Origin of the sequence: Pseudomonas parafulva (assembly GCF_002021815.1) — a bacterium.
GTDB classification, from domain to species: domain Bacteria; phylum Pseudomonadota; class Gammaproteobacteria; order Pseudomonadales; family Pseudomonadaceae; genus Aquipseudomonas; species Aquipseudomonas parafulva_B.
In genome coordinates this window covers 1,397,364-1,423,024 of sequence record NZ_CP019952.1, presented here as the reverse complement: position 1 = coordinate 1,423,024, position 25,661 = coordinate 1,397,364, and the positions used below count along the sequence as shown (strand labels likewise).

Annotated in this window: 12 protein-coding genes; 7 read left to right on the top strand and 5 right to left on the bottom strand. The window is 57.3% G+C overall.

Annotation, left to right across the window (positions count from 1 at the left end; all coding sequences use genetic code 11):
- Positions 1-38: 38 nt before the first annotated feature.
- The gene (locus B2J77_RS06320) at positions 39-1,505 is read right to left on the bottom strand and encodes a hypothetical protein (protein WP_153302489.1); all 1,467 of its coding nucleotides are present in this window, start codon (positions 1,503-1,505) and stop codon (positions 39-41) included.
- 469 nt (positions 1,506-1,974) lie between these two features.
- Here B2J77_RS06320 and B2J77_RS06315 point away from each other — a divergent pair, with 469 nt between their 5' ends.
- From B2J77_RS06315 to B2J77_RS06305, 3 genes are all read left to right on the top strand, one after another.
- Complete coding sequence (locus tag B2J77_RS06315; protein ID WP_058637715.1) at positions 1,975-2,514, top strand: fimbrial protein; 540 nt, start codon at positions 1,975-1,977, stop codon at positions 2,512-2,514.
- A 65-nt stretch (positions 2,515-2,579) separates the two neighbouring features.
- Entirely contained in the window at positions 2,580-3,305 is a 726-nt protein-coding gene (locus B2J77_RS06310; RefSeq protein ID WP_058637716.1) for a molecular chaperone, read from the top strand.
- Positions 3,306-3,337: 32 nt separating this feature from the next.
- Complete coding sequence (locus B2J77_RS06305; RefSeq protein ID WP_228385165.1) at positions 3,338-3,922, top strand: fimbrial protein; 585 nt, start codon at positions 3,338-3,340, stop codon at positions 3,920-3,922.
- A gap of 133 nt (positions 3,923-4,055) precedes the next feature.
- On the opposite strand, the gene B2J77_RS06300 is transcribed toward B2J77_RS06305, so the two are convergent.
- The 4 genes from B2J77_RS06300 to B2J77_RS06285 all read right to left on the bottom strand — a co-directional run bounded on the left by B2J77_RS06300 (position 4,056) and on the right by B2J77_RS06285 (position 15,262).
- Positions 4,056-7,904 carry an RHS repeat domain-containing protein gene (locus B2J77_RS06300; protein ID WP_194286097.1) on the bottom strand — a complete coding sequence of 1,283 codons (3,849 nt, stop codon included), beginning with the start codon at positions 7,902-7,904 and terminating at the stop codon, positions 4,056-4,058.
- A 69-nt stretch (positions 7,905-7,973) separates the two neighbouring features.
- Entirely contained in the window at positions 7,974-10,862 is a 2,889-nt protein-coding gene (locus B2J77_RS06295) for a hypothetical protein (protein ID WP_078478204.1), read from the bottom strand.
- Position 10,863: 1 nt separating this feature from the next.
- Positions 10,864-13,353, bottom strand: a complete 2,490-nt coding sequence (locus B2J77_RS06290; RefSeq protein WP_078478203.1) for a hypothetical protein — start codon at positions 13,351-13,353, stop codon at positions 10,864-10,866.
- Positions 13,354-13,435: 82 nt separating this feature from the next.
- The gene (locus B2J77_RS06285) at positions 13,436-15,262 is read right to left on the bottom strand and encodes a hypothetical protein (RefSeq protein ID WP_153302488.1); all 1,827 of its coding nucleotides are present in this window, start codon (positions 15,260-15,262) and stop codon (positions 13,436-13,438) included.
- A 314-nt stretch (positions 15,263-15,576) separates the two neighbouring features.
- On the opposite strand from B2J77_RS06285, the gene B2J77_RS06280 reads away from it, so the two are divergent.
- The 4 genes from B2J77_RS06280 (at position 15,577) to B2J77_RS06265 (ending at position 25,122) form a co-directional block, all read left to right on the top strand.
- Complete coding sequence (locus B2J77_RS06280) at positions 15,577-16,164, top strand: hypothetical protein (RefSeq protein WP_145255131.1); 588 nt, start codon at positions 15,577-15,579, stop codon at positions 16,162-16,164.
- Between the two features lie 2 nt (positions 16,165-16,166).
- Positions 16,167-21,266, top strand: coding sequence for an RHS repeat-associated core domain-containing protein (locus B2J77_RS06275; RefSeq protein ID WP_078478201.1), 5,100 nt, complete (start codon positions 16,167-16,169; stop codon positions 21,264-21,266).
- A gap of 214 nt (positions 21,267-21,480) precedes the next feature.
- Complete coding sequence (locus B2J77_RS06270) at positions 21,481-23,997, top strand: fimbria/pilus outer membrane usher protein (protein WP_078478200.1); 2,517 nt, start codon at positions 21,481-21,483, stop codon at positions 23,995-23,997.
- A gap of 45 nt (positions 23,998-24,042) precedes the next feature.
- Entirely contained in the window at positions 24,043-25,122 is a 1,080-nt protein-coding gene (locus tag B2J77_RS06265) for a fimbrial protein (RefSeq protein ID WP_078478199.1), read from the top strand.
- Positions 25,123-25,661: the final 539 nt, after the last annotated feature.

Below are 25,661 nucleotides of genomic sequence, written 5' to 3'. Positions count from 1 at the left end.
TCCATCCGTTTGGGGCGATGCGCCTCGGGCAGCCCTGGTCACGCTTGCTGTAGCCGCAACGCGTCGTACACAGACAGCAATGGCAACGGAATGATTGTCACCGCGAAGCGCCACTCAACAACATTGCGCGTATCCAGAGCCATCACCACCGTGACACCGCTCGGCGCTGTCGACGCAGGCGTAAACACACCTTGCGCCGATACCACACCGTTGCCTGCAAGGATGTGCCACTCAACATCCTCGGCCGGCACTGCGGTTTCTTCCATGTCGAGGTTGAAATACCAGCAGTTGAGTTGCAACGCATTGCCTGCAAGGGTAAATCGGATGAAATGCGTCGGATACACGAATGTCGTGACGAAAGATACCGACTCTCTCATCCCATCTCCCGCCGCCGTCAGCACATCTGTACGTGCTGGCACCCGGGGAAAACTAGCCCTGGTAGCGGCTGGGATCAAGGTTTCTCCCGGTGCACTGAAGACGACACCGGGTGGCTTGAGGGCAGGTACGTAGAAGTGATCATTACCCTCTTTGACAAGGGTACCGCCTGCATCACCCGTCACACTCCAATTGACACCAGGCATTTGTAGACTGACGAAACCAAGCCGCTCCTTTGCATCCCCTGCATGGAAAACTTGTGAGTACGGTGAAATTTTGTACGTCGCGGCTGGGGTAGCCGACTCAGCGGGCTTCAACGACTTCTTGTAGACCCTCCTGTAGCCGAATAACGACCCCCCGGCATCCATTACACCAACCAATTCAGTCGAACCCGGTGGGGTCACCAAATCGCTAATGAATGCGCTGTCCACAGGTGCTCTACCTGCCCCCACCTCTGGAAAATTTTCTTTTGGAAAATAGCCAAACAAGGCTGCATCTGCTGCGGGCGCGATGGGTTGCTGCACCCCGCTTACCAAACTTTCATAGGCAATGGGCCGCTCCAGAAAACCGAAATGCCGGACGCGCCGGTTTTCGTCTGGAATCATATAGATATAAAGATTTTGCAGCTTCGCACTTTCAGGGCGCGGCATGATCGCAATGTCAATTTTCTTTCTCTGGTCATAATATTCAATATACTCGGGAGGCGCCGCAGTCTCGACAGTTGAGTCATTCGTGTCGTAGGAGCCATAGTCGGCCCCACCCGTCCATTCGAAACTCAGCATACTTTGACCTTGCGCCTGGTACCGCAGGTAGCACTCTCGCATTGGTAACGTGACCGAGAATCTCACCCAGGGGCCGTTGATCTCCGTCAAGCGCAGGATCTGTTCCGCGCCCAAGTTGGAGAGTCTCTTCGTAAATATGAGGAATTCTTGGGATGAATGAAGAATCAACTTGTTACTGACGTCACCGTATGACAGAATTTCGATTTTGGAAAACTTCCTCAGCAACGCCTCTGCCCCCTCGCGCCCCATTAAAGCAGGCGGCCTAGTCTTAACAAACGACTCAATCAGAAAATCATTATTAGCGTCTGTTAGCCACAGTGTATTAATCCACAATACATTCGTGAACATTGTGCACACCGCCTCCGGCGCCATAGACGAAGAGCCGACCCCAGTCGCTTTATCATTTTTTATTTTTTTCACCTCAGAGCCCCCTGCCTGGTATGAGCGCCAATTACCCCACCCCACAAGAATCGAATCAACTGGCATTTTTACCAGTGCCAGACAAAGTTTAGTCTCACAGTGCGACTGTGCTGCCCGGCGTGCATGGCCTTAACGGTTTGGCAACTGCTATTTCTATCAGTTGACGCAACCGCACGGCCCTTTCACGCTCTATGAAACAGACCATGGAAACAGCATCACCTTCCATCGAACAACTGCCGTAGAACCGGGAGAGAAGATCAGCGCAAGCCAATTGGACTTCAGATTTTTCCTACATACGAACCACAAGCAAACTTGCACGCTGTGCACCGTCGCATTTAGCGATGCTTGTGCAGCCTTACCCAATATTCACCTGACACACGCTAACCTGGAGCTCCTAATGAAAAAAACTCTCCTGGCTTTAACACTTGGCCTGGCCAGCAACGCCGCATTAGCCAACACTGGCTCGATCAACTTCTACGGCCAGGTGCATGCCGGGACGTGCCCGATCGAAATCATCGACCCGTCGACAGGCCTGCCGGTAGCCCGCGTCAACATGGGCAACGTCAGTGTTTCGCAGTTCACCGCCGTTGGCGATGAAGCGGCATCTCGCGCCTTCGGCATGCGTATCACCCCAGGCGCTGGTTGCGTCGTTGCCCCTGGTAGCAATGCCACTGTCACCTTCACTGCCGCCTATGGCGGCGCCGGCACAGGTGGTACGTTGTATGCGTTGGAACCAGGCGGAGCCAACAACCTGGCCTTGATCATCAAGGACAATGCCGGCACCCCCGTGGATAACGGCCTGGCCTCCAAGGATTACCCACTGGATGACACGAACCCTACCACCATGATCTTCTCTGCGGCCTACAAATCCATAGGTACCGCCGTGACGGCCGGTACGGCTAACACCGATGTGCAATTTCTGGTCGATATTCCATGAGAACGCGCCTCAGGCGAGCTGATACCGCCTGAGGCTTCCTCATATTATTCAGAAGGTATCGTCAGATGAAGATTCACCCGCGCCGCCTCGCATTGGGTATTTACTTGGCAGCCGCCCTGCAGACTGCTCAGGCAGCGCTGACCGTCAACACCACGCGAGTCGTGTTCGACAGCGACAAACGCAGCACCTCGGTGGTGATAGCCAACCCTAGCCCTCGCCCCTACGCGGTGCAAAGCTGGGTCAACACCGCCACGGACGATACCGACACACCCGTCCCGCTGGCGACCTCTCCCGGTTTGTTCCGTCTGGACCCGAGCAAGGAGCAGATGGTGCAGATCAACCACCTGCCCAACGCGCTGCCTAATGACAGGGAAACACTGTTCTACCTCAATATTCAGGAAATCCCCGAGGTCAGCCCTGATGATGTGAACGTCCTCAATATCGCACTGCGTACGCGCCTCAAGCTCTTCTATCGCCCCAGCCAATTGACTGACCGGCCCGCCGACCGCATCGGCGAGCTAAAATGGTCCGTACGTCAAGGCCCTGGACGTGTCCAGTTGGTGGTCGATAACCCGACACCCTTCCATTACACATTCGGCCGCCTGGAAGTCAGCGCTGCAGGTGCGACAGAGGCTATACAGGCCATGGCCATGGCGCCACCGTTTGGCCAGCAGGTCTATGACCTTGCCCGGATCAAATCGCTCAGTGGCTTGCAGTTGACCTTTACCACCATCAATGACTACGGGGTCGCTACTCCGGTGATGCAGAAGGCGCTGTCCAGCAGCCCCTGAGCACTCCCACCCGACACCTGCAAGCGAGCCCTATGGGCTCGCTTGCCATTGTGACTCAAGAAATCAAGGAGATTTCCATGAAGCCTCTAGTCATTGCCTTTGCGCTCGCCATGGCCAGTCAACAGGCGTTTGCGAACAGCGGCTCGATCAACTTCTTCGGCCAGGTGAGCAGCGGGACCTGTGCGATTGAAATCATCGACCCTTCGACAGGTCTACCTGCTTCCAGAATCTACATGGGCACAGTGCACACAGCCCAATTCAAGCAAGCAGATGACGAGGCCGCCAACCGCGCCTTCGGCTTGCGCCTTACACCGGGCGGTGGCTGTATACTGCTGCCAGGGGCCAATGCCCGCGTGACCTTTACCGGGAACTACGGCGGCGCTGGCGCCAGCGGTACACTGTATGCTCTGGAACCAGGTGGTGCTACGGGTTTGGCCTTGATCATCAAGGACAACACAGGCACACCAGTAGACAACGGAATAGCCTCCAAACAGTACCCCCTGTATGACACCAAACCCACCGACATGCTGTTTTCTGCTGCCTACAAAGCGATCGATAGGCAGGTAACCGCCGGCTTTGCCAACAGTGATGTGCAGTTCAGGGTGGACATACCGTAAGCGTTACTGGGGCCATTTTGCACCCCTGCGCGGCGGTTTGACGCGAAGGGGTGCAAAATGGCCCCAATTTGCTTGAGTATCCGCTTAACCGAGGGGCACTAGCTCCTCGGCCCGATCTTCACTTCATCTGCCTTCATACCGCCTGGCCTGACAACCTGTCCAAAGGATCGTAACTGTAACCACTGCCGTCATAGCTGCTCAGGCGGCCCAGGGCGTCGTACGTCAGCGTCTTGCCCTTGTCATCGAGGCTCATATTGCCGTCCTTGTCGTATTGCAATGTGAAGTCTGCATAGTCGGAATGGGTATTCCGCACGCCACTCAATTGCGCAGGGTCTTCATTGTCGAATAGATAGGTAGCCTCGTTACTGCCCTTGCTGCCGTCCTCTTCCTCGAATTCGGTCAGCACCCAGGTGATGTTGTCGAGCGCATCAAATTCGAAATACTGCTGACGAATAGTCTTCCCAGCCGGGTCGGTCGGGCTATGGGAAACCAGCCCATCGCAACTGTATTCCTCCAGCCGACCACGCAGGTCGTACTTGAATGTTTCCTCACGCAAGACAGTGCCATTATCACTCAAGCGTTTTGACGTGATCTGGTCGAGCACGCTGTATTCCTGCGCCAGCTCCTGTACTGCCTGCACCAAAAGCCCGGCCTCTGCAACCAGCGCCTGCACACGTTCATTGGCGAACGTAAAGTCTTTGATCGGCGCTTCAGGCACGCTACTGAGGAACACAAACCGACGCAGGCATTCGCGCCCTTGGTGATCGTACTCCAGCTCGGTGGCTAGTCCTTGAGTGCCATCCAGGGTGAGTATGCATTGTGAATTGCTCAGCCCGTCATAGAAGAACCAACTGCTTGTGCTCCCCAGTGCAGTACGCTCCAACAGGCCGCTGGGGTAATAATCGTAGGTCTGCGTCTGGCCGAGAACATCCTTATAGAACAACTGGCGCCCCAACAGGCTGGTGCCGTACTCCATGGTCCAGGTTTCGTCGCCGATAACGCGGGTTTCCTGCTTGATTTCGCCGGTACTGAAATAGACGCGGCTCAATTCCTCTTCCTCCTCCTTGCAGTGGGTAAGCCGGGCGTTGAGCGGGTCGAATGTATAGTCGGCCTGCTTACCCGGAATGCGCCGTAGTTGAGGCTCCTCACCCAGTTGAGGAAGGTATTGATACTCGATGACATTGCCTGCGGCTGTCCGCACCTTGCTCGGTTTGATCTGGCCAGGCTCATAGTGCATGTGCCGCGCCCGTCCGCCGGTAACAGAGGTGATCATACGGTTCAGACCGTCGAAAACCTGCTCCCCCAGCACGACACCGTTGACACTGATACTGATCGGCAAGTCTTCACTGCTGTGCACGGCATAGTCGCGATGCACCACCGACCTGTCCGCCAGTGTCTGGTCGACCAGGCGGCCGAAAGCGTCATAGCCGGAGCGGGTAACGGCTTTACGCGCATCGATCTCCCGTACATTGCGCCCCAAGCCGTCATAGAAGTACTCATGCGTGGCGTACATTTTATCCGCCAGGTCAAAGCGCTGCACTTGGGCAGGCTGCTCGAACAGGTTCAACCAGGTGATGGTCTTGCCCAGGCTCAGCTTGCCATCTGCAGACTCGCTCCACTCGGTTTGGGTGGGCAGATTGCCCTCGGGGTCGGTCCCGTCAGGGTTGGAGCCGATCGGGTCATGCTCCTGGAACCGCTTGACCCCGTCCGGCCCTGTCTCGCAACACTGTACGCCCCAATCGTCGTAGGCATACTGGGTCGCCAACGACATTTGCTGTTCGCCTATCCAGTCGTATTCGGTTGCCTCGGTCAATTGGCCAAGTTCATCGTAGGTAAACGAGCTGCGCGGGCGAAAGACTTGACGCAGGCGGACATCTTCTGCGTCGACGTCAGCATCGTGCCGCTCTTCGCGCACCACTCGCCCCAGGCCATCAATGTATGAGTTGATGGCAACTCCCTTGACGTCTATTCGGGTTTGCACGGCCTGACCACCCGGTGCGCTCACAAGCCCGTACGTGTAAGTGCGAGATGCCGTATACGCACCGTCATTGGGTGACACCGTCTCACGAACCACACGGCGTAACGCATCGTAGGCGTACTCGATTTCAACATCGTTGTCATCGCGATTGAGCAACGGCTCGCCAATGAGCATCGAATGCTTCAGCGTGATCACCTTGCGAACATGGCGCGGCTCGCCAGTTTCTTGGTCGATACTCCCATGATCAAAGCCGGTCACCTGCTGCTCGGTCACCAGCACAGGGTGCCCATTGAGGTCGTCCAAGCTGTACGTAAAACCGGTCGTGGTACTTTTACCCCCCATGACCAGGGTTTCCAGCGATGAACGCCCATGGCGCAGCAAGTCGGCAGGGTCATCGACCGGGCTCACGGTGGTCACTTTCAACGCTGCCTGCTCTACCTCGCCAACGACCTCACACAGGCTTTCCTGCGTAAGGACCAGCCAATCGGACGCCGATCGTTTGATCGAGGCACCCGGATAAGCTACCCGAGCGAGCGCCTTGTACTGGAAGCTTTTTCGCAGTACCGGCGCAGGCTCGTCGCCATCCGCTGCGGGATGTTCCGTCACGCTTTTTTGGTTGCGTACGAAGCCGTCCGGGTCGTCTTCGGCAGGGTAATACGCGATCACGGTGCGCTGCCCGGAGGGCAGGATCTGCTCGACCAAATTGCCATGCAGGTCATATACGGTCCTGGTGGCAGGCTCTTGGCGAAACCTGGAAGCATCCCCTAGCAGTGACCACGCCCGGGTTTGCTCCAGCGGTAACTGGAAGTTACGCGGCTGATTGTCGAACTCAGTCGTTACATTGCCGTGATACGTCGTGCTGTTGACAAGTTGGTTCTTGCCTTGCACCACGACCTCACCCACCTGCAAGTGAAAACGGTTGTACGTGCGATGAGTGGTGCGCAATACCTGGTCCTTGCCATCCGCACCTTTACCCCATTGAGACGCCGTGCTGCCATACAGGTAGGTGGAGCGGCCACGATAGAGGTTGTCCTCACCATCGTCACGCCAGCTGATACCGCTGCCGTTACCGACGAAGTTGTTCGGCGCCTCAATGCTATCTTGCAGGACGGTGTAGGTGTAGCTGGTTTTCATCGACGGCTGGCCGCCGCCAGGGTTGATCGTATGCGAGGTCACACGCGGTAACGCCGCACGGGTTCCACCGCCTGGCAGCAGATGGCCTGTATCACCGCCCTCACCGTAGCGGATATCTTCCACACTACCGTAGGGTGTCGAAACCTTGGCCAGGCAGGTCAGACCAAAAGACGTGGTGTATTCGAACCGCCAGTTGCCACCCACTTCGGCCGGCAAGTCGACCTGACGCAACTGCTCATTGACCAGGCTGAGCTTGTATTCGGCGACCGGCTTGCCGCCATTGGCCCCAGGGTGCAGCTTGAGTGTTACCGTGCTGCCATAGCTGATTTCCAGCAACGCCTGACCCGTGCCGTCGACAATGCGCTCCAGCCTTTGGTTGGCGGTGTAGCTCAACAGAATACGATGGCCCGAAGCGGCGCGAACCTCAGACGGCAGTGCAACAAGATTATCCCCGGTACCGTACTCGCTCAGCACTTCTTCCATATAGGACTTGTGCACCACACGGTATTGTTTCTTGCCCCCTTCACTGTCATCGAAAAAACGAAAGCTTTCGAGTTTTCTTTCCTTGATGCCCGGCTCTGCACCAGACCCGGTCACCTTGAAACTTTCTCCGGTGTGAAGCCGCAACATGCGCGTAGCCGGCACGTATTGAGTAAGGTCGACATACCACCCCCGGCCGAAGCCGACATTGTTGTCGCTGAATGGATTGAACACCAGGCGAATGGGCAGCTCTGGACCGACCTGATAATTACCAACAAGGGCTGGCAAGTTGATACTTACCGCATACTGGCCAGTACGTGGGTCGACATTATTTTGCACAAAGCTGGACGCATTCAGTGCATTGGAGTGAAGTACAGTTTCAATAGCCATCTTGTTTATCATCCGAAAAAGAATGGTGGGCTCACCTCGGCACACCCGTGCACCCAGGTGAGCCGTTGCTCAACGAATTGAAAGTTTCAGAACATCGCGGTGGGTGATGCCCTGCCTCTCTTCGTCAGCCGTGACAGCAAAAGAAAATGTCAGGGGATGTTCGTTACCTTCCACATCCAGCAGCGTGAACTCCAAGTTTTTTTCAAGCGCCTGGCGATAACCCGACTCCTCGCTTTTACTCGAGAGAACAAACCCCGTATCCCGCTGCAGGACGATCATCAGTTGCCCGGCACCGGGCTTGGTGCCTTGCACCTTCGTCGGCAGTGCATACGTTCGATGCTTGGCCATGCGGTAAAGAAGTCCGTCGAACAGCAAATCGTCCTTCACTCGGCCATCAACCGACTGGAAGGAGAACCCAGTGAAGCTGACGAAATCATCGTCCAGAACTGGCCCCGGCGACGTCCCGGGCTCCCAAGACCACCGTACAGCCGATTTTGGGTCGGTATCCTTGATGAATAGGCGAGCGAACTTGATTACTCGGCCCTCTCTGAGGACGTGCTCCAGCAACCAGTTGTCGGTACTGGTATCGACATAAGCGAATTCATCGCCCTCGGACGGTGACGCATCGCCCGCCACACGCGTGCGCTTGAAGGAATACAGTTCCTGCGTGAAGGACGGGGTGACCAGCCCGCGCAACTCGAGCTTACCTTTCTCGCCGGTGGCTGCAGACGTGACCGTCTTGCCCGTCAAGGTGTTCTGTATCGACGCAATCACCTTGATCACCCCCGCCTTACGGGAGTGCAGGTAGAATCGGCGGGTTCTGGCCGCCAACGGCGCGCTCCCCCCAGCGGGCGCTGTTGCTTGCCGGTCGATGTTGTTCGCCTCTCTGTTTACCGCCCAGTCCTCCTCTTCTTCATCCGCCTTGCCAACGGCCAAGGCTTCTTCATCCGGCGCCAGGAAAGGTAGCTCGTTGTTGCTGTCCACATTCAAGAACTTCAACGTTGCCAAATCGGCGTCGGAGATCTCGACCGGTTGATCGTTGTGATCGTTACTCGCAGCAACGGTCACCTCAACTTCTATCTGCTGCCAGCCATTGGCAAAGCACTGCGGCGCGCTGATGGCTTTAAGTTCAAAGGTGCTAAGGCTCTCCCATGACATAAGGCCAGCGGTTGCCTGCCGACTTTCGCTGAACTCGACGATGGCGTAGCCGGTGCGCTCAACGCCATCGAACGCAGTCACCACCGCAATGGGTGATCGGGGATTTTCCGGAGGCGTGTAAACGTTGCCAACAAACACGCCTTCGCCATTCACAGTCCACGTTATATCGCGGCCAAGGTCTAGCTCAGGCTCGTCAGGCATTACCGTGAAGGGTATGGATTGAACCGAAAGCCCCTGCACCACGTGGAACGGCACCACGTTCAGGCCCGCATGCCACCTGATCACCACCACCGAAGCTTCAGCACTGTCCCCGTTCTGCCGGTTGGTGCAACGGATTCGCTGTACCTTGAACAAATCGCGGTCGCTGCCAGGCGGGTCGGGCGTGAAAATGGCCCGGCCGCCCCCCTTGTCTTCAAGTTTCCCTATCGGGTTGGCAAGCGTCTGAACTCGCTGCTCCCCCTCCGACAGCAGTACTGCCTCCACTAGGCTCCATTGCAGGCTACCGGCATCGACACTAGAGGCGCGCAGCTCGATCGGATCTTCACCTTGCACCCAGGTGGCAACGCGCGGTACGACCTGCACCGCTCGGGCGGTTTCCATGACCAAGGCATGACTGCGCATTGCGTCACCGCCTTCAGCCGAAGTGGCAGTCACCAGCACCATCTGCTGGTCCTCGACGAAACTACCTGCAGGACGCGGACTATAGATGGCACCATTGAATGTGCCGACCGCCGCTGGGCGTTTCAGGTTGGTGGCCGACCACTGCACCGGGCCAGGCGCGCCATCAACAGTGAAAGCAATGGTGCGCCCGGATACCACGCTCGCCAAAGCAGGCTCTACCGTTGCGGCGTTCTGCGTTTTTGTCCACTGTCCGGGCACCACAAGGTCGATGCCTGGTTGCGGTGTACCAGTAACGAACTCGTAACCGTTGGGCAGGCTGAAGGTACTGAGCACATCCTTCACCCCACCAGCCCCGAGCTCTGCGATATCCGGAACAAGGATCAGGGTACCCGGCAAATTGGTAGCACTCTCTGCGATCGGATATGGGATTTCGTTACCCGGGGTTGGCTGCCCCCCTGCGCGCAGGTCGATCCCCAGTTTCATGAAGACCAGCGCTGCCCCGTCCCCGTACCGGGGGCTACCTTCACTTTTTCCCCAAGGTGCGAGCATGGTGCGCACCATGAACTGCTCCGGGCTCAGCGGATGGTAGTCGTCCATGACGAAACGGCCCAGGGAATAGGTGAGCTGGTAAGCCCGCATATAGCTGATCGATTCCTGCAAGCGCCGGCCAATCATGACCCCGGCATACTCGGTTGGCCCCAAATTGGTGGAAAACTCGACCGCACGGGCAAGGTTTAACTCCAGCGAGGCGAACCGGCTCGTCTTTGGCCGGCTACACTTCAGGGCCAGCGGTGCTTCGACCCGATAGCCCATGCCTTCGGTGATGGTGAAGCTTTCCACGACGCGCTTAGGCCTGCCAGGAAGATGCAGAATTCGCATGTACTCCCCGGCAATGATGTTCATCCGCAGCGTCAAGTCCGAGCTGAACCCTGTTGCGTTCTGGAAGCCGACCTGAGGCGCGCCCAGCACCATCCCTTGCACCGAAACGCTGATGCGCTCGCCCTCGTCAAGGTAGGCCTCCAGATGGATAGGGTCCATCGCACCAAAGTTAGCAAGCGCATCGAGATACTGCTCACGTAGCACAAGGTCAAGGAGGCTGCGGTCCAAGGCAAGCATGCCACCCCAGCCTAGGCGTGCCGATGTTTCCTGTTTTTCATGCGAAGTAGCCTTAGTATTCATCTCAAACCTCCTTGATGGTTGGGCTGAGAATCTCGGCGTAATTGCGCACCGGTACGAATGGCAGTGGCAAAATCACATAGTCGTGGGTATCGGGGGAGTCGTTGACGTAGAAGGCCGATATGATGACGTACTGGTCGTCAGAACCGGGTGCGGGCTTATAGGTTTGGGTGTTGCTGTCAATGGTCCCACTACCGCGCAGCACGTTCCACTCGATTGGCTCAGGTACCTTGACCTTTTCCATGTCTAGATTGAGCCTATAGAAAGGCAGCGCCACGGAGCCATCGGCATTGACTGCTGGCTCTATCCAGTAGTTGGGGCTCTTGGCCCCAACGACCAGCATGTCGATGGTCGCGGGCGTGCCACCTGCAGCCGGCTCAACGGTGACCTCGTCAAGGCGCAGCACTCTGTAATGGTTCGGCTGGTTTGATTCACGCTTAGGCAATGTGGTTGGCGCGGTGTACTTTTGACCCCCTGGGTTAAGCGGGTCGGTATCCTTATCGACTTTACCCAGTTCTGGCTGATTCCACTTCAGCTCGGCATTATCGGGAGTGCCCGCCGACAATGCATAATTTTTGCCCAGGCTTACCACCGCCACCCAAGGGTTCACCGAGACATGGCTAGGTACGATGCTGACCAGCGCGCGGCTGACCTGCTCCCCACTGGTGGCCTTCACAATCACTCGGCGCTGGCCTTCTGTAACCAAGGCGTCATCGGATGGCGCCGTATATCGCCCCACCGACGGTGTAGCGAACTTCCCAGTTTCTCCAGTTTCGCCAGGGAGATTTTCCACTGTCCAGGTGATACCGCTTGTAGACGAGGCGCTGAAATCAATAAACCCACCGCTTGCCACGATCGGTTCCAGAGGCGTGATGGACATCGCGGTGCGCTTGGGCGCCAAGTTACCGAGCAGGGTCAAGTCGTTCGGCACCGCCACATCGCGCGGATCAACGACATTATCGCCTCGGAATAGCAATTGGTTAAGACGCAACGCATCAATTTCGAACGTCATGTTCTTAAGGCTCTCAAGTTTTTCCTTGGCAGCCTTAATCAATGCAGCCTCCAGTGGCGCTTTTAGATTTTCGGATCTTGCTCTGGCATCTTTGCCAGCATCCCCAGAACGGAAGCCGTCTTGAATAGAAATCTCTACACTCGATTCAAAGTTGCTCACCGAAAACTTAAGCGTGGTTTTATTGGCCTCCCGCGAAACATCAAACTTACAATCTGCACGAATCTCTACCTTCGCAGAGACCTGCAGAGGAATGGTGTCGCCGGAGGAATTGCCGGTCTGAAGCCAATACACCAAAGTACCCACTGGCATAGCGGAGGACCAGTTTATCTTCAGCATCCTTTTATCGAAAACAACTTCGCTGCCCTCGTCAAACAGGTTGATGGTGGCGCCGACCATGTTCAACCTCCAGCGCCACGGCTGCAATGTCCCACCATGGTTGGTATCAGAGTAATCGATCTCGGCATAGGCTCCACCGCTCATGGCGTTGGCCACCAATTTGTAGCGGTTTTCATCCACTCGGTAGCGGTCGTCTTTCAACGCCACCAGGTCAAACTTTCCTTTCATCCAGTCAAACTGGTCAAAGCCCAGCTTCACGACGTGCTGCGCAACCAGCTTGTGCGACAACACTAAATTACTGGTATACGGGTCAGTCGAATCAGGCAGCATGTACAACAAATCTTTATCCTCTGGAGGATAAGCACCTGAATCATTTCCGCGCATGGCAACGAACACCACCACTGCACCGTCCCCCTGATTCGCACTACCCAACACTTTCGCACCGGGCTCTGCATGAGTCCCTAACATAAAGACGCCGGGATTGAGCAGTGAAGTATCGTCAACGGCCAGTTCGCTGAGCGGGAACTGCAGTATTTCTTTCTTTTCCTTCGCCCAGGTTTCAAACAGCTCTTTGAAATACAAGCCCAAGCGAACGCGCTCAGGCCCAGTGCCGCCACCACTGAACAGATGGTCATAACCTTTATTGATATCAAGTAAAACTTTACCGCTTTCATCAACGGCACCGGCTACGGCGTCTAACGTAATGTTCATATCCAGCACAGCGTGCGTAGCGGCGTTGTAGAGGATCAGGGCTTGCACGCTCCTGACCGGCTTGCCATCCAGAAATGTTTCGATCACTTCAAGATGCTTCCCCCCGACCAGACGCATTTGCAACTTAGCTTTCGGGTCCTTCAAGTTTGCATTTTCGAACGACAGCCTCGCCTTGTCGAGACGCAGCCCGAGCAAGACATGCTCGATACCATTGCCGGAGTCGACATTGCCATCGGGTAAAGGGGGAAAGAACAACTCCGGAATATGCGCCCGATCAATGTACTCCTGCGAGAGCAGCGCGTTTGTAGCGCTCCTGGAAAACACTAACAGCGCATCCCAACCCCATGTTTTAGGGCCCGCATCCATTGCTTTATAAAATGCTTCAAGTGATTGATTTTCTACCGCTTGAGCCACTCCAGCACTTTCAATTTTCATCGCTTTAGTCTCCATGCCCATGCATTGATTGGTGCGACGCCAACCCGACCGTCAGACGGATTTGGGCCGACGCCGGCTTCGTCTACTTTGACTTTTTAGGAATGATTAACAGCGGCAGAAGTTTATGCCAACTGTCGCCCTTGTCGAAGCTGACATTTCCGCTGATGGTGTATTGTTTGCCTTCGTCCAAGCCGTTATAAACCGCAACACTCAACCATTGCTGTATCCGCTTGTTAGCAAATTCGACAGGTGTCACCGGCACTCGATCCCGTAATATGACGCCGTCTTGAATGGCCAGTGTGAACAGTTGGTCTGGCGCAGCGAACGGCCAAAGTAACGCGCCGGACACTTCGAGCATTGCACCGTTCGCAACAAGCTTGGACCGCCAAAGTTCGCCGTTGGTCTGGGCTTGCAGGCACTTGATATTGTTATCGAACGTCAGCGGCTGAACACGCAAGTCCACAGGTTGGGACGCCGCCGAGCGCCCCCCCTCGTCATCGACGATGTGGTAGAACACTTTAAAACGCCTGCTGTTATCCGCGCCGGGCTGGTGCATGTTCGCAGCCACCACGCTGGGGTCAATCTTGAAGCGTCGGCCGCCTTCCTCCACCGGCGTGGTGGTAATCTGCTTGCCGTTATGCTCATAACCGTCCCAGTGAACCTCAAGGTGTTCGCCGGGGCGCAAAGGCACATCAGGCACCGTGACGTAAGCCCCTAAAATCGCGCTGTCCGCCAATAGCACTTGCTTGCCACTGCCATCTTCGCTAGCGCGCTCGATGCTTGGCGCAGCAAGGTTGCGTGCCGTTTCGAACTCGACATCCAGGCGTTGCGACGTCAGCGCATGGCCCGCACGCGCAATTTGGTAGAACACTTGGTGATCACCCGGCACAAGCAACGCCGCGTCAACTCGGAACACGGTTTCATCGCTTTCCAGGCTGCTGGCATCCATACGCGCGAACTGCACCTCAGGCTCGGTCTTGAGAGGTGTTTTCCAGTGCAGAAGCAAGTAGTCCCCCGCTTGCACATCGGGGTTTACCGGCACACGCACAGTTACCCCGTCGGGAAACTTGCCAGGGTCAAGCGGCGCCCCCGTAAAACCATCGAGCTTAGCCTCTGGCAACAGGTCAACGGGGCTCGAAGCCCTGGCTACTGCCATTTCCTGCACAGGGGAAACAACTTCTTCGCCGTTACCGACCAGCGTGACGGTGTACTGAAACGCTACCCTGCCCTCCTGCACGCGAATGAAATGCGACTTGGCCACCTGCCATTGCAAAGGTTCGCCCACATTGGCTTCGGTCACCTCAAACAACTCGCTCGCCGGAGGCGTTACCTCGTCGCCTGCCGCATTGAACTTGCGCACCACCAGTTCGATGCGGTCGCCGGCCTGCATGGCCCGGTAACTTGGCGCCAGCAAACGCACACCTTCTGTTTCAAGGTCTGCTGCGACAATCACACGGTCATGCGACTCTCGCGCCTGCGCAACCGCCAGGGCTTCGGTAACATCGCCACGGTCGCGCAAACCCAAGTAACAAAAGACGCGGTGTGAATCCGGGGTGCTCTCTGCCCGGTCATCAACCTTGTATGATAAAAATGCCCACCCACCATCAAAGGGTTCAACAAAACGATTAGAAATCTCGGCCACCATCGTTTTTGTAGTGTCGTAGTCCACAGGCACTTCACATTGCGCACCCAGGTCATCAAAAGGCGTGCCGTCTGCGGCGAGACCTCGCCAGACGGGGAAGATATACTGACCGAACTTTAAGTCCGCATCCTTGATCAGAAACTTCAACGGCTGGCCATTTAATTCATTGAGGTCAATTTCACCCAACGCATTTTGCGCGGGGATTTCAGGTGCGGGGTTACGCGGGGACTGTTGTCCCCTATTTTTCACTGGGCGTTGAGGCACCATGGATAGGCTCCAGGCGGGTTGAGATGCCCCTAGTTTTCAGACTACTGCCCATCGCTGGCTACTGGCAGAAATAACAGGTAGCACGCCCGCTCAAGGCACGCTTGCACCTGATAAATCTACCAGGTGACAACCCTTCAAAAACTTGCATGCCCCCTCGATGCCCACCCAGGCACCTTTAGCGCACCTGTTAATTCTAATAGGTGTCACACCCCAACAAGTTCAATAAGCTCCGAACACACCGCCTTATTCACCCAACGACGTAAATACGTTTCTTCTAACTGTTCAAGTCACCTGAACGAACAGGGAGCCTAAATATGAGACCATTAAACTGCTGGCGCCTAGCCATCCCATCGACCATGAAACAGTTGATGTTGGCCGCACCCGTGCTTGTGTATGGCACAGCCGCCTTGGGTGCTGGCACCGCAGATTCACCCCAGGCCGACCCAACGCCTATGCTCGCCCTGTACCAGACAGTGGATAACAACACCGAGCCTGCTTGCGGGCTGGAACTGACGGCAATACCTGGCGGCTTACCCCAGAAACTGCTCCCCAAAAAAGAGTGCGCGGAAGTAGACGGTAGCGTCATAGCGCCGCATGCCATCCGCATTCGGAACGTACCGATCAAATCGACGCTTCTGCTCACTAATAACGAGCGTTGTGAAAAGGTCAACAGCGCCTGGGTTGAACTCGATACAAGCCGAGCCAACGCTTCGCTGGAAAAAATAGGCATCGACAAATTATGGACCTACGCTGGTAGCCCCGAGAAACCGGGCTACCTGACCAACAACGGCATCGATAGCAATGCGCCAAGCCGTGGCTTCAGGGTGACCGGCAAAGGTGACCCAATTAAGCAAGGAGAGCTCGCCTGTATCGTAGTCACCTTTGCCGAGAGGGGTAACTGAACATGGCCAGTTCTGCGGGTGCTCACAGCAACGCCACCAACTTCCAGAGCTTTGTACAAAACCAGGTCGACCAGCGCACGGGCCAATACAACTTGGCGATCGACTTGCAAATGCCGGCCGGCAATGACCTGACCGGCCCCAACCTGCCCTTGCGCCTGTCGTATAGCCCGTTCAACACACAAGACTCGGGTTTTGGCACCGGCTGGCAGTTAGCATTGACCCAATACGACCCCGCGACCCAGATGCTTACCTTGCACACGGGGGAAAGCTACAAGGTCACTGGCAGTGGTCCGCAACCGGCTATGCGTGAAAAGAAAATTCATAGCTTTCACTTTTACGACGACGGCGAAAATGGCTCGTACCGGGTGGAGCACAAGTCTGGCCTTGTGGAAATACTGACCCTGCACGATGTGCTCAACCCTATTGCGCTGCCCAGCAAAGTCAGGGCGCCCTCCGGCCACGGGATAACCCTCAGCTACGTCCCAGAAAACCGCCGGCTGGAAAAAATCGTTGATGACTATGGCGCACAGCTGCTGGCGTTGAAGTACACCGATGGCAGGGTAACCATTGATGCTCACCCTGGGGCCGGTGCTGAAGGCCTTCCGTTCATGCGCTACATGCTGGAACTTAAAAACCGAGTACTGGTTGAGGTCAAGCTGCCTCCTGAAGTGGGCGGCAACTGGCGCTTCGGCTACACCACCGCCCGTGGTCTAACCTGCCTTGCCAAAGTATCCGCACCCTCGGGCACCGTGGAGGAAATCCGCTACGGGGAGAATGACGACCCTGGCCATCTGCTGCCCGGGACAAACCCTCAAAGGGCTTGGCCACGGGTGACCAGCCATGAAGTCAAGCCCCGCGCCGATCAGCCACCGATGAGGACGACCTACACCTACGAGCACTTCGACGAGGAAAACAGCATCGAAGTGGCACACAGCTTTGTCGGCAGCAACAGCGGTATCAGCTGGCGTGACGACGGCGAAGACAACCTGTACCGCGCACAATCCTCCTACCGCTACAGCGTCACCGCCCATTACTGGAAAGCAGGCAAGGTCGCACGCAAGCAGACACAGACGTTCAACCGCTACCACCTGATGACCAAGCAAACGCTCGAACAGGATGGCCATATCGAAGAAACCGAAACTGTTTTCCATGAACGCCCCGGCATCGGCTTCGACGATCAGCCGCGCTACTTCCAATTGCCCAAGACCATCACCAAACGCTGGAAGCTGCGTGATGACGCCAGCAAGTTGCACCTGGAAACCGCGATCACCCACTTCGACGATTACGGCAACGTCACCGAGGAGCAAGCCCCCACCGGTGTACGCACCACCTACGAGTACTATGACAAGGAAGGCGAAAAAGACGGAGACACCTGGGCCTGTCCGCCTGACCCGCAGGGCTTTGTGCGCAATTTGAAATGCAAAACGGTTTACCCCGTGCCCAATATGCCCAACGACGCCCCCGTGCAACGTACGCGGCTAACCTACAAAGCCTTCCCGGCGCTAGCCAGCCTTGGCCAGGCGAGCCAGTGGCTTGCGCCTTGTGAAGAACAAGTGCTGCAAGTGTTCAATCCCAGCCAGCCCGATGAGCGCGAACAGCTGCTGCTGAAGGTGGAACGGGGCTACCTGAACCTGCCTGACAATGCCTTCCTGCACGGCCGCCCCGACTACCAGGTAACCACCCGCTATGGTGACGACAGTACCGACACGGTGCGCCGGGCCATTGAAAGCCGCAGTTCACGTATCGAATGGGGGTACCGCAAGGTCGTCGACGACGTCTATGGCCTGGAGTACTGGACCGATGAAACCGTGCTCGGCTTCGATCTGGTGCAAAAGACCACCAGCATGGCTGTATCTAGCCTACATGGTCAGAACGTTTACGAAGAAGATGACACCGGCAACAGCATTCGCCGCCGCTACGACGCCCTGGCCCGCGTGGTGGAGGAAACCCTAGCGCCGGGCCAGGGCATGGAGGAGTCCAAGCAGCGCTATGAGTACGGGCTAGTGAACCATCCCGAAGAAGGCGCTGCCGGGCTGGCCACGCAGTCGGTCACCAGCAGTACCGGCGTGATCACCGTGCTCACCTTCGATGGCTGCAGCCGCATGGTGACCGAAGAACGCGAAGCGGAAGTTGCACAAGACCCAGACACCGCAGCGGGCGATGAGAAACCACGCAAGCGTGAGCGGGTAGCACAGCGCAACTACGATGAATTGGGCCAGTTGAAAGACGAAACCTCCTTCGACTACTTCGACGACAAGACCCTGACGCTGCAAACCACCTTCGAATACGATGCATGGGGCAAGCTGTGCAAGACCACCTTGCCCCACGGCGTTACCCAGCACAGCGAATTCTCCCCGTTCGGCGAAGCTGGCGACATCGTCACCCAATGGGTCGAAACACCGGGCAACCCTGGTGTGCGTCAGCAGCAGCAGGTTACCGAAAGCAATGGCTTCGACAAACCGGCAGCTCACTACCGCTTGGACGACGCAGGCAATATCGTTGGCCGCCGGGATTTCAGCTACGACGGCCTTGGCCGCTGCACCCTTGAAGAACACACCTTCAAACGGAACGACAAGCCGGTCAGCCGGATCAGAAAATACACCTACGACAGCGAAGGCCGGGTGACCCGTAGCGAACGGCCCGACCAGTCGGCCGTACTCAGCCGCTTCGCGCTACACAGTGCCGCCCCGTTGGCCGAACAGCTGCTGGTCGAGCGGCGTAAAGACCTTGAACCCACCCTTGCCTGGCAACGGGATTACGATGGCCTGGAGCGCTTGAAGTCCCTGACGGCCGGCAAACAAAAGGAAACCTATAACTACAAGCGCAACACCTCGCTGGTAGAAACCCGCACAACAGCGCAGCGCACCTTTACCTACCACTACCGCCCTGCGCGCTCTGCCCAACCCAGCCAGATCGACGTCAACACTGCTAAGAGCGCTACGTTCGATTACGATCCCAGAACCTCGTCTATCAGCTCGGCCAGCGACGCCCAAGGCACGCATAGCTATACCTACACCGATCAAGGCTACCTGCTGAGAACCCAATGGGTGGGCGAGGGCGCCATCGGCCACCATTGCGACTACCGCAGTTCGTTTCAGGGAATGCAGTTAGGTTATCGGGAAAGTGACGGCGTTCAGGTGGACCACACCTACAACGACCTGGGCCAGCTTGAAAAGACCTGCCAGGGCGACCTGGTTGCCCAGTTCGAGTATGACGCTCTCGGACGGCTGTGGAAAACCACCACCCAAGACCTGAGCAACACCCAGGTATTGGTGTGCCTGCAGACTTACGATGAACTGGGTAGGGAAATAAATCGCGAGCAAACCCTCACACGGCACGATGGCACCACCCTCAGCCAAAGCATCGCCCTGACATGGCAGGAAGATGACCAGCTACGTAGCCGCACCCTTACCCGTGACGGCAAGCAACTCTTACTGGAAACCTTTGACTACGATACGCTCGACCGCTTGGAGCAGCACAACTGCCAAGGCACTGCCTTGCCACAAAACGGGGCTGGGCGGTTTATCAAGAATCAGTTTTTCGTCTACGACGAACTGAACAACCTGACCGAGTGCTATACCGATTTTGCCGATGGCACATCGGACGAGGCTTTCTACACCTACGACGGTTTCATCCTGAAACAGGCAGAGCACTCGCTGCAGCCAGATTACCCAGCCAGCCAGGCCTTCGAGCACGATGCCGAGGGCAACTTGCTGAACGATGAGCAGGGCAACAAGCTGGTATACGACGACCGCGGTCGCTTGCAGGAAGTACAACGTTCCAGCGATGGGCTACCCCTCTACCGCTACCGCTATGACGGCCACAACGACCTGATAGGTGTGCGCCATGAGCAAGCCGCGGAAGTGACGCGCCGTTACCAGGGCTACCGGTTAACCAGTACACGCGACGCCGACTTGCTCACCGAGTACCTGTATGCAGGCGAGCGCCCCCTGGGGCTACAACGCCCTGCCAGCACAGCAGACAACCGTTTGTTCATGACCGACGCGGCGAACAGCGTGATTGGTGAATGCAGCAAAGACGAACTGCACGCTAATACTTACAGCGCCTATGGCGACTCACCGGACAACGCCCCCTTGGTGGGCCTGCTTGGCTTCAACGGCGAAGTCCGCGAGCGCGCCCTGGGCTGGTCGCTGCTGGGGCGCGGCTACCGCGCCTATAACCCAGGGCTGATGCGCTTCCACAGCCCGGACTCGGCGTCACCAGAAAATGCCGGCATCAACCCGTATGTGTACTGCGGCGGCAACCCAGTCAACTGGTACGACCCAAGCGGCCATTACGGCATGCGTAACAGCACAGAGTACCCGTACGTGCCCCCCGTTGCACAACCCAAGCCCAAGGCCGACTGGCGATCCTGGCTTGGTGTAGCGCTGGGTGCTGTTTTCGCTGTGGTCAGTTTCATGCTGTTGCCGCCGGTGGGCTTAACCATGGCGTTCTCGCTCGGCGCAGCCAGCCTGGCAATTGACGTGGCTGGCACAGTTGTTTCTGTGGTAGGGCTGGTGACAATGAACGAAACGGTTAATGACTGGGCATTCGGGCTTGGGATTACCAGTGCACTGAGTACGTTGGGGATCATAGGTTACAGCAGGTTGGCGGCGAAGGGAGCGGGCAAGGCCGCCAGTATTGGCACCCAAACTGACAGCGCCGCTTCGCTGAGCGGACCGCGGGTGATCGCCAGAGAAGGTGATGTTTTCTTCGGGCGTAGATTCGGCACTGCTCCTGGACGACTCTGGCGCAAAGTGACAACGCCATTCAACAATAATATTTCAACCCAAACAGTGGCAACAGGTATAGGCGTTGACGCAGGCACTCAGTTCAGCCCTACGATGCTCTCTGACGCGGCCACCTCCATGTCGCCTCCACAATCGATTCGCAGTACCGCGCCTACAGCGTCTAGTGCATCTACTGCGTCTACTGCGTCTACTGCGTCTAGCCGTTCAATTGGTGCCACCCAGTTAGAGACTCGGTTTACCCCCCCTCCGCCTAACAAGGTCAGTCCCGGCTCTATTTTGGGCTTTGAGCGAGATCCAGTGACTGGAAAATGGGTAGCTACCAACAGATCGAGCTACAGACCTCCACGGTAAAACCCTGGGCGGTCAGCGCGTAGGCTGACCGCTCTTTTTGATAGTAATCGGCAAGCCTTGCTGGATTTTCCTCCACAACTATCGGTTTTTTCCTACATGAAACATTAATCCAAGACCGTAACGTGCCGCCCCTGATGTTTCTAACGATGAAGCCATAACCTTCAATCCTCACATTGAAAAGGCCCTCGAGCTAATAAATCCACGGTGCCTGAGTATGCAAACAAACGCACAGTACAGGCATTTGCCGACTCGCCTTGCTGCAAGCTTGCTTCTACCCATGGCAGGTTGCGGCCTGCTGCTTTTTCTCACTGATACTGCTTTTTCAGAAGAACGTCCTCTGCAGTTCAATCCCAACTTCATGCGCCAAACCCCAGGCCAGTCCAGCGACGCCAGCGTGGCCGCCCTGCGCACGCTGGCCAATCAAGCGTCGCTGGCGCCAGGCCGCTACCAGGTTGAAGTCATGGTCAACCTGGCCCCGGCAGGCAAGCACGAAATCGACTTCCGTGCACGCAGCGACGGCAAGGGCCTGGAGCCGTGCCTGAGCGCCAACCTGCTGCGCGAGCTGGGCCTGCGCGAACAGGGCCTGGCCGAGCCCTTGCCCAGTGACGAGCGCTGCGTGGACCTACCCGCGCTGGTACCCGATACCACCTACGACCTGGACCCCGGCCAACTGCAGTTGGCACTGTCCATTCCACAGATCGCCCTGCGCCGAGATGTGGCCGGCAGCGTCGCACCAGAGCGCTGGGACAGCGGCATCAATGCTGCATTCGTCAGCTATCAGGCCTCCGCACAGCATTTCAGCGGCCGCGCCGGCACGTCCAACAGCAGCCAGGACCTGAACCTCAACGGTGGCATCAACCTGGGCGGCTGGCGCCTGCGCAGCAGTCAAAGCTGGCGCGACGACGGCGAAGGGCAGGACTGGGTGCACTTCAACACCTACGCCCAGCATGACCTACCCGGCCAATGGGGCACACTGACCCTGGGTGAAACCTTCAGCAGTGGCGACGTATTTCGCAGCCTGCCCATCAAAGGGGTACAACTGGCCACCGACATGGGTATGCTGCCCGACGTGATGCAAAGCTACGCACCCGTGATCCGTGGCGTGGCCCAGACCCGCGCCAAACTGGAGGTGCTGCAGAACGGCTACCCGATCTACACCACTTACGTTGCCCCTGGCCCATACGAAATCAATGACCTGGGCATTGGTGGCAGCAGCGGTGACCTTGAAATCGTCCTCACCGAGGCCGACGGCCAGGTGCGCCGCTTCATCCAGCCTTACTCCACGCTCAGCAACCTGCTGCGTGAAGGGGTGTGGCGCTACAACCTCGTGGCCGGGCGTTATGATGGCGCCGACGGCATCGACAACCCGGCCTTGTGGCAAGCCACCCTGGCCCGCGGCGGCAAGTGGGGCACTACACTGTATGGCGGGCTGCTGGGCAGCGAGTACTACGATGCTGCCAACCTTGGCATCGCTCGCGACTTCGGCCCTCTTGGCGCAGTATCGCTGGATGTGACCCAGGCCCGTACCGACCTGGGCGAACAAGGCGGCCAGGTGCAAGGGCAGAGTTACTCCGTACGCTACGGTAAAGCCTTTCAGACCGGCACTAGCCTGCGCTTCGCCGGCTACCGCTACTCCACTGAGGGTTATCGCGAATTCGACGAAGCCGTGCAGCAGCGCAACGCCTCCAGCCGCTACCAGGGCAACCGTCGCAGCCGCGTGGAGGGCTCGATCTACCAAACGTTCAACAACCGCAACTCACTGAGCCTGACCCTGTCCCAGGACGATTACTGGCACATCAACCGCCAGCGTCGCCAATACCAGTTCCAGTTCAATACCCAATACCGTCGCGTCAGCATCAATCTGTATGCCTCGCAGTCGCTGAGCGATACCAGCGGCAGTGACCGCATCGTTGGCCTGGGGGTCACCATTCCGCTGGGCTGGGGCACCTCAACCACTGCAAGTTTCGATGTACAGGAAAGCAACGGCCACTTCAGCGAACGCGCCACCTTGAACGGCGGCTCGCAGGACAACCGCCTAAGCTACCTGGCATCGCTGGCCAACGACCAACAACAGAACAAGACGGCCTCGGTCTCGGTGGGCTACCAGACACAGAAAGTGAACCTGGGTGCCGGCTATACCGAAGCGGATGATTTCCGTAGCCTCTCGGTCAACGCCAGTGGTGCGGTGCTGGCACACGCGGGCGGCGTCGTGCTGGGGCAATACCTGGGGGAGACCACTGCCTTGGTGCACGTGCCGGACGTGCCCGGTGTTGGCGTCGATAACGTGCCTGGTGGCAGCACCGACAGCAATGGTTACATTCTGGCCCCGCACATGCGCCCCTATCGGGTCAACCAAGTAACCCTGCAAACCGATCAGCTCGGCCCTGATGTGGAAATCGAAAACGGTGCCACCCAGGTCGTACCCCGCCGAGGCGCTGTCGCCCTGGCAACCTTCAAAGCGCGCCAGGTTACCCGCCTGATCCTCACCCTACAGCATAACGACGGCCGCCCACTGCCCTTCGGCGCCCAGGTTAATGACCAGCAAGGCCAGCACCTGGCAGTAGTGGGCCAGGCCGGTCAGGCGCTGGTTGCAACCGGTGCCGAGGCCCAAACCCTGGAAGTGAGCTGGGGCGACCGTGCCGAGCAGCGCTGCCTGCTGAAGATCGACCCGTCAACCATGCCGCAAGAGCAAGGCTACCACTTGCAAACCTTGCGCTGCCCTATCCCATGATTCAGTCCGTGCGACGAAGCCGCATGCTTGCAACAGGAACCGACCATGCCCTCTTTATCACGTTATTTCATCGGCATCGCTGCGGCGGCGACGATAATGGCAATGTCGAACCAGGCCCATGCGCTGGGCTGCGAATGGCCAACGGTCACAGGCCCCATGCAGTTCACCCATACGCTGACTGGTGTAAAGTGGGTGGCACGCGAGGCACCCGTGGGTAGCAAGATCTACTCGACCACCACTACCGGCGTAGTGGGCCCCGGCTTTGGATTGGCATGCGACAACAACGGCACGCTAACCCTCACGGCCAATATGGGTACGCCATTACCTATCGCTCCCGGCACCTTCCCCCCTGTCGACGGTAAAGATGTGACGGGCAAAGTGCTGCAAACCAGCATTCCGGGCGTAGGCTTGTACCTGGAACTGGGCGGTTTCCTCAATGGTTCGGCCACCAACGCGTTCCTTGCCGACGACGGGGGCGTCGGCGCCATTCCTTATGTGGGTGTAAACCAGCAGAACATGCAGCCCTCCTCAATGCTGATGAGGAACCTCACCATCAAATACATGGCCCTGATCAAGACCGGCCCCATTCCAGCTGGCGTCAGCTCGTTCAATCAAGAGGTTGTCAGGGGTGTAGTCAGCGATGTCGGAGATGCCGTAAGGCTTACCCTGGTCGGGCAAGTCCAGCAGGCCCAGTGCACAGTAAAGGCCGACGCAGTCAGTGCAAACCCGGTACAACTTGGCACTCACGACATCGCCGACTTCACAGGCCCGGGCAGCACCACCGCCCCGGTGGACTTCTTTATCGCGCTCAGCGACTGCGAGGATGATCCGGCCGGCAGCGTCGCCCGCGCCTTCATGCGCCTGGACGGCGTAGACGGCTCCGTCTCGATAGACCGCAGCATTGGATTGTTCAGCCTGACCACAGACTCGACCGCCAGCGGCCTCGGCATCCAGGTACTGCGCAGCGACAACACCCCAGTGCAACTGGAAGAGTTCGTGGATATGGTGGCCCTTGCCCCTGGCACGGTGCGCCTTGATCTTCGCGCACGGTATTACCAGACTGAACCGACGGTTACCCCTGGCGAGGCCAAAGGTGCACTGACCTTCACCATCGAGTACCGCTAAAGGGCAGGCCATGGTGTGAATTGCCATGGCCGTGCCATTTTCCAGAAAAAAACGCACGTTGGGCAGGATGAACTTGACGCTCTCACACAGCAATTCGATAAACGTTTCGTAGATCGAACCCAATGCTGGACTTATCATCGTCGCCTTCTGGCGATCCACGCGCAGTTGCTCTATTGAGTGAACGACATAGTTCAATGACTGCACAAACTGTTCTCCGAGTTTGGTCAGGGTCGCTAGCCGCTGAGCCCGCCGTAACCGAACATTTAACTCGAAATTCTGCATTTCCCCACCGCATCGCTCGGAATTAGCGGCAGCAACCAGCACGACTGAACACCCCACGCGCCAGACTTATTTCGAACAGGAAAATGCTGTGGGCTGCGCGACAGAGCGATAACCAACTTTCTAAAAACATTTGCTTACACTTCGCGCCTCGACTGGAAGTCCTTCTTCATTGCATGGTTTTCTTTTGGAGACAACTGCCGAATAGCGCCTGTTTGATCAACGCCTACTAACCGGTAATTATCCCTACAAATCTACCC